We start from the raw sequence: 9,022 nt of genomic DNA, 5'->3' as shown, positions 1-9,022 counted from the left end.
CTCAATAACCGAAGCCTCATTAATAATACGTTTCTTTTTCCGATTTCGTATATTAACATCATCCCGTAACAATGAATATACGGTAGATACAACTGGGATAAAGAATAACATTCCCGCAATACCAAACAGACTTCCACCAACACTTACCGCCACTAAAACCCAAATGGAAGGTAATCCAACTGAATTTCCAACTACCTTTGGATAAATCAAATTTCCTTCAATCTGTTGTAATATCAAAAATAGAATAATAAACAACAAGGCTTGAGTTGGACTGTTAATCAAGATCATAAATGCTCCGACTGCACAACCTATAAAGGCACCAACAATCGGTATTAATGCTGTAAATGCAATCAATGTCCCTATTGTCACAGCATATGGCATTCTAAAGATAGTCATAGTTATAATGAACAATGTACCAAGAATAACTGCTTCTAAACACTGTCCACATATAAAATTTGTAAAATTGCTATGCAAACGGGCCAATACTTCTCTCACTCTATGGTCAACCTTTGTCGGTAGATAAGCTGACATAATTCTTTTTCCTTGACTGGATAACTTTTCCTTCTGTATTAATATATAGAGTGAAAAGATAATTCCAACTACGAAATTAATAACTCCGCCTATAATACTGCCAGCAACTGTCACTGTGGAATATAACATATTTCCAAAACCATTTTTCATAAAATCAATTACGTTAGGTATCATTGTTTTCCAGTTAATTTCCATGTTCTCTAATTCCATAATCTGTTTCTTCAAACTAGGATATTCAACACTTAATTGCTCTAACCAATCAATAATACGATCAATAAACACTGGAATTTGGTGTCCTAATTCTGTAGTTGTAATAGCAAGTTGTGGTATAACCGCAACTATTACAAGTGATATAATTAGTAAAACTGTTATGATTGACAATAAGATACAGATGGGACGCTTTACCTTTTTTGCCAATTTTCCATTCCAATTTTTTAATAATTTATTTTCAAATAATTTTAGTGGAATATTTAAGATAAACGCAATAACACCACCATAGATAAATGGTTTTATTATTTGTATACCTATAACAATCCCCGTTACAACTGTATTGCTGTACATAAGTGCACATACTATCACAGCAACAAAAACGATTAACCATCGTATTTGTTTTAGTTTTGTTTTGTCAAAACCCACTATCAATACCTCCATTAATACTTGATTCTGTTCTATTAAATAGATTTATCCAACAAATTCCTTGACGCATCTTCTATATGCCTCAACTACATTCTCAGCACCTGTGATTGGTCTTCCAACAACAATATAATCCGATCCCATCTCTTTCGCTTGGGCCGGAGTCATTACTCGAGTTTGATCACCTTTATCATCGGTAGCAAATCGAATACCTGGTGTTATTGTTAAGAACTGTGCTCCACATGAATCATGAACTCCTTTTGCTTCTAATGGAGAACATACAATTCCGTCTAGCCCAGATATCTTCGCATTCTTAGCATAATGGGAAACTACTTCTTCAATAGGTTCATTAATTAATAAATCTTTTTTCATTGTTTCTTCACTCGTTGATGTCAATTGCGTTACTGCAATTAAAAGAGGTCTTGTTCCGTCTTCTCTCGTAAGCCCCTTTAACGCTGCTTCCATCATTGGAATTGTACCAGCGGCATGTACATTACACATATCGATATCAAGATCAGCTAAGACACGCATTGCCTTCATAACGGTATTGGGAATGTCATGGAGTTTAAGGTCTAGGAATATCTTATGCCCTTGTTTCTTAATTTCTTTAATAATTTGAGGTCCTTCACTATAGAATAATTCCATACCAATTTTCAGATATAAGCTTTCATCTTCGAACTTCGATAGAAACTTCATTACCTCTTCTTTGCTATTAAAATCACATGCTATAATTACATCTTTTCCCATAATGCCTCCTTATTGCAATCATCGTATTTTCTTTGTATACTATACCATATCATACATATTCAGTAAAGTTGAAATAGAAAATCAAAAATTAACGTCAAAAACCTTCCTTGTACTTTCTTCAGTACAGGAAGGTTTTTATGTTCTTCTATCGTGTAACCACTCTGTGGCGACTGCACACTTGTGCCTTTTCACTAAGAACATTCTCGTATACATTAAAAATACCCTTCCCTTTAATTCGAACTTGTGTTCCTCTTACTCCTATGGTATAATTTACCTGAGCAGTTATTCTAACTGCTGGCAATCGTGTATAGGGTGGTTGACCTTCATTCTACATAGAATGGAGGTGATGTCTATGAACAATAAGTTTGATTTTAAAGACTTAATCCAATTTGGTATGTTCATCATAGCACTACTGACATTCATTTATTTGATTTGTCACTAATGTAAAAAAACCTTCCCTGTACTTTGGCCAGTCCAGGAAGGTTTTTTCGTTCCTATTTCGGTCAACCACCCTGTGGCGATTGCCTTTTATAATTCTATTATATCAGATTATCATAATTTGGCAAGTGCTAACATTTTTAAATTCATTGCTAATTTATTGTAGTTACTTTCAACCTCCGTCCCATTCGGAACAATAATTCATTTGCTATACTTCCCAAAGTTTCAGCAACCATAGATGCAACAATTAAATTACTTCTTTCCGACAAGAATGATAACAACTGTTCCAATTGCCTCCTTCTAAATATAATTTCTGCACTTTCATTGTCTATAAGTCTAATTTTATTCGAAATTACTTCATATAATTTGCTAATATTCATACAATCTATAGTCGACTTAATTTCCTTGATAGGTATATCAATGTTTCTTAGAAGTACAGTAATTTGAATACATAGTATTGCATTTTCATCGTAAGTACGCCAACCAGATTCAACATCTCTTATACTGTTAAATAATTTTTCAGATTCCCAATGGCACAAAGTTCGACTCGTCAATCCCATTTGCTCTGCCACTTTATTAATACCTATAGGTTTATTCATATTCATTCCTCCTGAGATATCTCAAGATAATCATAACACTTAACGCTACGTTCAACTATTTTGCCTCATTAAGCGCAGCTTGAGGGGTCTAGGACTTTTTGAGAGTATTGGAGTAGAATATTTATCAAAAAACTGCGTGTTTCTGCTTCTTGTATTTTTTCTTACATACTTTTTTAGATTTTCCGACCCTTGCGACCCTTTAATTTATCAGATATATTTTACACTTCAATTCAATTTTCTTTGAAGCACGAAATAGACCTATCTCTAATATCCACATCCAAAATATTAGTCTTTTATCTTCCCTAAATTCTTTGTAAAATTAGTTCTTCTGATGTGCAATTTATAATTTTATAGTGTTTAAAATCAGTAGCTGTTAGAATTTTACCACCAATCCCAACCAACAAAAGAGGCCACAAGAATAGTCCTCCTAAAATTAATACATTTGATAACTTATTTAGTTTAGGGTTATTATCAATATTTTTATACACTTTCTTTGCAATTTCTCCTCTAACACAAATCATTCCATAGCCATTTTTCATTGCATCTTTCAGATCTTTTTCACTATAGAATGTTTCTGTTCTATTCAAATTAGGATTTCCTTGTTTCTTCATAGTATACTCACACAACCTTTTTATCTTTTCTTTATTATTTTTACTGCTATATGGTATAACTTACACTTTGATCCTGTTATAGCAAATGCAATCCTTGATCGTGTACTTCATCATTCTCATGTTGTAAATATAACAGGTAAGTCATATCGATTAAAAGAATACATCAATGTAGATGATGAGTAACGAACTTGAGCATCGTTAAGTGATCAAAAATGTACATTCTTAGCTTGACATTTATATAAATTGCAATTTGATACCTTTCTATTCTAAATGACCTCCTTTCCTTTAAGCGGAATATCACTTCTCTTAAAAGCAAAAATCACTTTCACCCGATGGTCCTGATAAACTTCTATTCTGTTAATCATGGTTCTGACAACATCTGCTGTCAACTCACTTTTTTCACTCCCCTTTACCAAAGCTCTAAAAAAATGGTTCTTCTGAACTGTTTCATAGTCTATTGTTCTAAGTTTTTCTGCAACTTGTTCCCTTTTTTTCTGATATGTAGCAATCTTTTTGTTATTATATCCTTTCATATTTTTAAAAGATTCTGCTTCCATTTCACCCATTCGGTATTTTAGGTATTGCTCACTTCCAAGTTTTGTAATATTGGCAATTTTTCTCTCCAATGCCAGCAGTTCCTTATTCCATTCTGTTTTTAAGCGTTCTGCTTCCATATTATTGCTTTGTGTAATATCCTTTAGCCGCATTGCAGATAACGATAACTCCTGTCGGATTGCTTCTTTCACAATACCATTAAGAGAATTTAAAGTAATACTCTTTGTAACGCATTTATCCTCATCAATACGCTCTATCTTTGGACAATTATAACTATATGTCCTGACACGTCCTTTGGAGCTGAACTGTTTTATTGCAGATATTCTTCTCATTTTTGCACCACAGTCTCCACAATAAAGAACATCTGCAAATACATCCTCATCTAATGGGACATTTTGGGAATATCCGCTTTTGTTGCAATACACAGAGGATTTTTCAAATTTTTTTGCCACTTGAAAAAACAATTCTTCACTTATGATTGCTTCATGGGTATGTTCCTTTACAGACCAATCCTCAGAAGCAATATCATGCTTGTCACGCATCATATAATCTTTTCCACAGGTTCTTCCCTGTACAAGGCACCCGATATACACCGGATTTGTCAAAACCATTTTGACAGTTCCTCTTGACCATTCCTGAAGTTTCCCTCCTACGAGACAATATACCTCTCCCGTTTTATGATATTCCGTAAGTCTTAAAATCCTTTGTTCGTAAAGCCAACGAACAATTTCCTTCATATTTTTACCAGAAAGAAATAAATCAAATATTTTCTTCACTATATCGGAGGTAGTTTCTTCTATGAAAAGACATTTTTTATCACCAATCCACTCTGCCCGGTAGCCGTAAGGTGGCACACCACCTGTATAGCTACCCTGTTCCCATTTTGTCTGTCGGCTGGATTTCACCTTTATTGCAATATCTTTTGCATACATTTCGTTTACCAGATTCTTTAAATTAACACTTAATGTTTCATTCTGTCCTGATATATTCATACTGTCAAAATTGTCCGTGACAGCAATAAAACGCACTCCCATAAAAGGAAAAATCTTTTCAATATAATTCCCGGTTTCTATATGGTTTCTGCCAAAACGGGATAAATCTTTTACGATGATGCAGTCTATCTTACGCATTCTTACATCCCTCATCATGCGTTCAAAACCATCTCTCTGAAAATTCGTCCCCGTTTTTCCTATATCTAAATAACAATCAAATATAACCATATCATTCTGATTTTTGATAAATGCTTTCGCAATCTCAATCTGTGTTTCAATGGATTCATTCTTTCTGGCTTGCTCGCAAGCCATGCACTTAGCATCCACAGATAATCTTGCATATATTCCAACAGAATAAATCTTTTCTGATTTTCTTCCTACTGCAATCTCTGTATCCATCTGCTTTTTTTTAGAGGTTCTAGCCATTTACACAAGCCGGTGTACCGACTTTCCTCCTTTCTTTATGCTGCCTTGTTTCCACATAGCTGCTAAGGCTTAATAACTTTCGAAAATAACTCTTTATATCTAAGTTCCAGATAAACTCTCTTATCTTCATATACAAGAATCCGTTTTACAAACGAAATAAGTGTAACTCTGTCAAGCTCTGTTATCTGCATAACTGATTTCATTTGTTCCAGATTTCTGCCAGCCATAACACCAGATTTAAAAAGCTTCTTTATCGTTTCCTCCTGATTACAGATTGCCTGTTCCAGTTCACGATACTTGTTTTCGTATATTTCTCTGAAATTTTTGAAATCCTCCTCCGTGATAATCTGATTTTTTAAATCCTCATACAAACCCGCACGAAGAAACAAGTATTTATCCTGTTCCTTATGCAGTTTTTCAATCTCTTTATCAAAAGAAACAACTTCTTCAAAGTTTATTTCCATCTGTTCAACAGCATTAAGTACCTTGTTTTTGTTTAAAAATAGGGATACCTGCTGTCTAAGTCCTGTTAATACCAGATAATTCAAATCTTCCTCTGAAATCGTATGCCTGCTACATTCCCCACTCTTATTCTTTGTGGAACAGATAAAAGAAACGGTTTCCTTTCCTTTGTATCTATTTACTCTGCGTATCATCGGTTCCATGCAATCTCCACAGAATAAAAGTCCTGCATAAATATGTGCTTTCCGCTTTACTGCAACTGCTGACCATTTTGTTTTTACTCTTGTAACAAATCCTGTCTGAAATTTGGCTCCCTGCATCTTTTTATATTCCATAGGAGAAAGAATCCCCAGTTCATCTAATTTTTCTGCAATAGCAAGATTACTATACCCATCTATTTTCCATGCAAAAATCTTTCGCACAATATCCGCAGCATATTCATCCGGTATTAAAGCATTACGATTTTCAGAACTCTTTCTATAACCATATACACAGAAAGCTCCAATAAACTCTCCGTTTTCTCGTTTTACCTTTTGATGACTTCTTACCTTACTTGAAATATCTCTGCAATAAGAGTCATTCACAAAATTCTTTACCGGAACCACTAAAGATGTCTCATTATAATCTGCGGTAAGTGAATCAAAATGATCAGTAAGTGCAATAAAACGCACAGAAAAAGCCGGGAAGGTCTTTTGTATTAACCGCCCGGCTTCTATATAATCTCGTCCTAATCTGGATAAATCTTTTACTATCACACAATCAATTTTACCAGCCTCTATATCCTGCATCATTCGCTTAAACTCCGGTCTGTCGAAATTTGCTCCTGACCATCCATCGTTCACATATATATCATAGATTTCCATATTGTCTTGTTTCCTAATATATGAGCGAATCATATCTCTTTGTGAACTGATACTATTGCTTTCTGACTTACTGCCATCAATGTCCGCTCCACCATTGGTGGAGATATCATCACGACTCAAACGGAGATAAATAGCTGTATTATAAAACTCTTTTGCTTTCATCTGCGTTCCCCTTTATCAAACCATAATCTGCGTCTTTCTTTTCGTAAGTAAAAGCATCCTATCATCAATTAAGTCCTGTGTTTCTTCCATAAACCCAATCTGCAAAATGTACTTGCCCACATTCTGTGCAAACGGATTTTTTGTCTGTTCTATAAAGGAACGAATCCTGCTCAGAGCACTTTTTGTAGTATCAATCACAACATCTTCGGCATTCACAAGTTCTTCTCTTTTTAAATCCATAATATTCATGCTCTGCATACGATTTAATCCTTCTATTGATAAGTCCATATAAACCTTCTTTATACTTGCTCTTTCTATATTTATTCCATTACCGGATTGTCCTATGAAAGGAAATATGCAAAAGCTATGGTCTCTGCTCTGTTGGAGCATCTACCTTTGGATTGTTTTTGAAGTATTCCTGCACCAAAGCCAAAAGCTTTGTATCGCTGGATGTGGCTCCTTCATAGAGATTTCCGACTGCACCCCAGGAGTTGATACTGGTATTTTCTTTGCCCACATGGGTAATCAAAGCGAAATCCCCGAGACCGGAGCTTTGCAAAACATCTGCCGCAATCCAGCACATCGTTGATAAGAGTCAGCAGATGGTCGGAGGAGAGCTTAACACCGCAATGGCGATATGGGTAATGGTCTTATCTTCCACGAGAATAGGTCCCTCAAAAGGCACGACAAACATCATATGATTGTCTTCATTGCTGATTTGAAATTCCTCAGTGGAAATACTGCATATTTTTTGGTCGGATAACAATACGGAATTGTCCTTCCAACGATAACTTTTTCCATCAAACGGTAGCATCGGGCATCCTTATCAATGACATACACACGCTTGATATGAAGGGATGTATTGCTCTCTGCCTCACTCAGATAGCTTAACACCGACTCCATTGTATCCGGATGATTCTTTTTAAAGTCATTTTTGAAATAGATTACATGGTTCCACTGCTGTTCTAGAGAAGACTCGATATTCATGGAAATTCTACCCATAAGCAGATTTATATTGGTTGTTCTTTCTTTATTAAGACTGAGATTGATGTTTCTGACTGTAAACAGAGCTACAACCACAATAAAAACAAGGGCAAGGAGGCACAGTAAAGCCTTACCGAAAAAGGAAGTCAGTGTATTTTTCATTGTTTGATTTCTTCTTTGCATAGCATACCTTTCACATTTGCAAGACTGCATTATTGTGTCCTTCTGTCAAAGTAAGGATTTAATTGATAGAAGTTTCTTTTTTCAGCGCAGTCCAACGGTAGCACTTAAAAAAAAAACTCCCGTACCTTTCGAATCTACGAGTTCTGGATTCAGTCGGAAATAAGTGGCACACAGAATCTCAGTATCTTTAATGAGTGTCATTGCAAGCTCTTTACATGTATTCATGTACTCCGCTCCTTCGGCACTTGTCAGCTTTGAAGGTTCTGGACAATTCTCCAGATAATAATCCGAAAGGGTAGCCGTGAACTTTTCTACATCTGCAAAGGTCTCGTCGATATAGGAGGCACTCAGTTTCAATTCTTTATTGAGAATACTCATACTACGTGCTTCGCTTATGGAAATTAAACTCATCAGCGAGATTCCACTGCTGATGAATGTAGCAAGAAGGATGCCGAATACAATTACAAGGATAAGTCGATTTTGTAATTTTTTCATTGTGAATCCTCCTACTACAATATAAATTGATTAATATACTTATTAGCACAAAAGTCCTACACTCTAAGAGGGAGATACCAATGCAATGGTATCTCCCTCGAATTGTTTTTATAAAGTTATTTTATCTTACGTTTCTACGTTTTTTTTCTACCAACAGAATTACAGTCACTCCACAAACACTAATAAGCAGCATGCTAACCCAAAGTGTCACGAGGCTATCATCGCCCGTTTTTGGAGATGTTGTGTTTGTATCTGGTGTTGTGCCTACATCTGGTGTTGTGTCTGTATCTGGTGTTGTGTCTGTATCTGGTGTTGTGTCTGTATCTGGTGTTGTGTCTGTA

At 35.3% G+C, this 9,022-nt stretch carries 11 protein-coding genes; 1 reads left to right on the top strand and 10 read right to left on the bottom strand.

Features of this window, described 5'->3' with window-relative positions; all coding sequences use genetic code 11:
• The 4 genes from ACW2QF_RS14305 to ACW2QF_RS14290 form a co-directional block, all read right to left on the bottom strand.
• Positions 1-1,167 (bottom strand): AI-2E family transporter (locus ACW2QF_RS14305; protein WP_455716685.1); only part of this gene is annotated, 1,167 nt, incomplete at its 3' end.
• Positions 1,168-1,212: 45 nt separating this feature from the next.
• Positions 1,213-1,911 carry an orotidine-5'-phosphate decarboxylase gene (pyrF, locus tag ACW2QF_RS14300; protein WP_455716684.1) on the bottom strand — a complete coding sequence of 233 codons (699 nt, stop codon included), beginning with the start codon at positions 1,909-1,911 and terminating at the stop codon, positions 1,213-1,215.
• 590 nt (positions 1,912-2,501) lie between these two features.
• On the bottom strand, positions 2,502-2,948 hold the full coding sequence (locus tag ACW2QF_RS14295) for a MerR family transcriptional regulator (protein ID WP_455716683.1): 447 nt from the start codon (positions 2,946-2,948) through the stop codon (positions 2,502-2,504).
• Positions 2,949-3,250: 302 nt separating this feature from the next.
• On the bottom strand, positions 3,251-3,559 hold the full coding sequence (locus ACW2QF_RS14290) for a hypothetical protein (RefSeq protein WP_455716682.1): 309 nt from the start codon (positions 3,557-3,559) through the stop codon (positions 3,251-3,253).
• Here ACW2QF_RS14290 and ACW2QF_RS14285 point away from each other — a divergent pair.
• A complete protein-coding gene (locus ACW2QF_RS14285; RefSeq protein ID WP_455716681.1) occupies positions 3,548-3,742 on the top strand; it encodes an ATP-binding protein in 195 nt (64 codons plus the stop codon). The genes ACW2QF_RS14290 and ACW2QF_RS14285 overlap by 12 nt on opposite strands.
• 83 nt (positions 3,743-3,825) lie before the next feature.
• Here the strand turns inward: ACW2QF_RS14285 and ACW2QF_RS14280 are convergent, their stop codons facing one another.
• The 6 genes from ACW2QF_RS14280 to ACW2QF_RS14255 form a co-directional block, all read right to left on the bottom strand.
• Entirely contained in the window at positions 3,826-5,532 is a 1,707-nt protein-coding gene (locus ACW2QF_RS14280; protein WP_455716680.1) for a recombinase family protein, read from the bottom strand.
• Positions 5,533-5,594: 62 nt separating this feature from the next.
• A complete protein-coding gene (locus tag ACW2QF_RS14275) occupies positions 5,595-7,019 on the bottom strand; it encodes a recombinase family protein (RefSeq protein ID WP_455716679.1) in 1,425 nt (474 codons plus the stop codon).
• 15 nt (positions 7,020-7,034) lie between these two features.
• Positions 7,035-7,307, bottom strand: a complete 273-nt coding sequence (locus ACW2QF_RS14270; RefSeq protein ID WP_455716678.1) for a DUF6870 family protein — start codon at positions 7,305-7,307, stop codon at positions 7,035-7,037.
• Between the two features lie 405 nt (positions 7,308-7,712).
• Positions 7,713-8,216 (bottom strand): hypothetical protein, encoded by a 504-nt coding sequence (locus ACW2QF_RS14265; RefSeq protein WP_455716677.1) that lies wholly within the window; start codon positions 8,214-8,216, stop codon positions 7,713-7,715.
• A gap of 51 nt (positions 8,217-8,267) precedes the next feature.
• Positions 8,268-8,681, bottom strand: coding sequence for a hypothetical protein (locus ACW2QF_RS14260; RefSeq protein ID WP_455716676.1), 414 nt, complete (start codon positions 8,679-8,681; stop codon positions 8,268-8,270).
• A gap of 121 nt (positions 8,682-8,802) precedes the next feature.
• On the bottom strand, positions 8,803-9,022 hold a 220-nt coding region (locus ACW2QF_RS14255; RefSeq protein ID WP_455716675.1), incomplete at its 5' end, for a hypothetical protein.

It is taken from the genome of Anaerosporobacter sp., assembly GCF_965301125.1.
The sequence above is the reverse complement of the archived record's forward strand: the minus strand, read 5'-3'. Positions and strand labels throughout refer to the sequence as shown.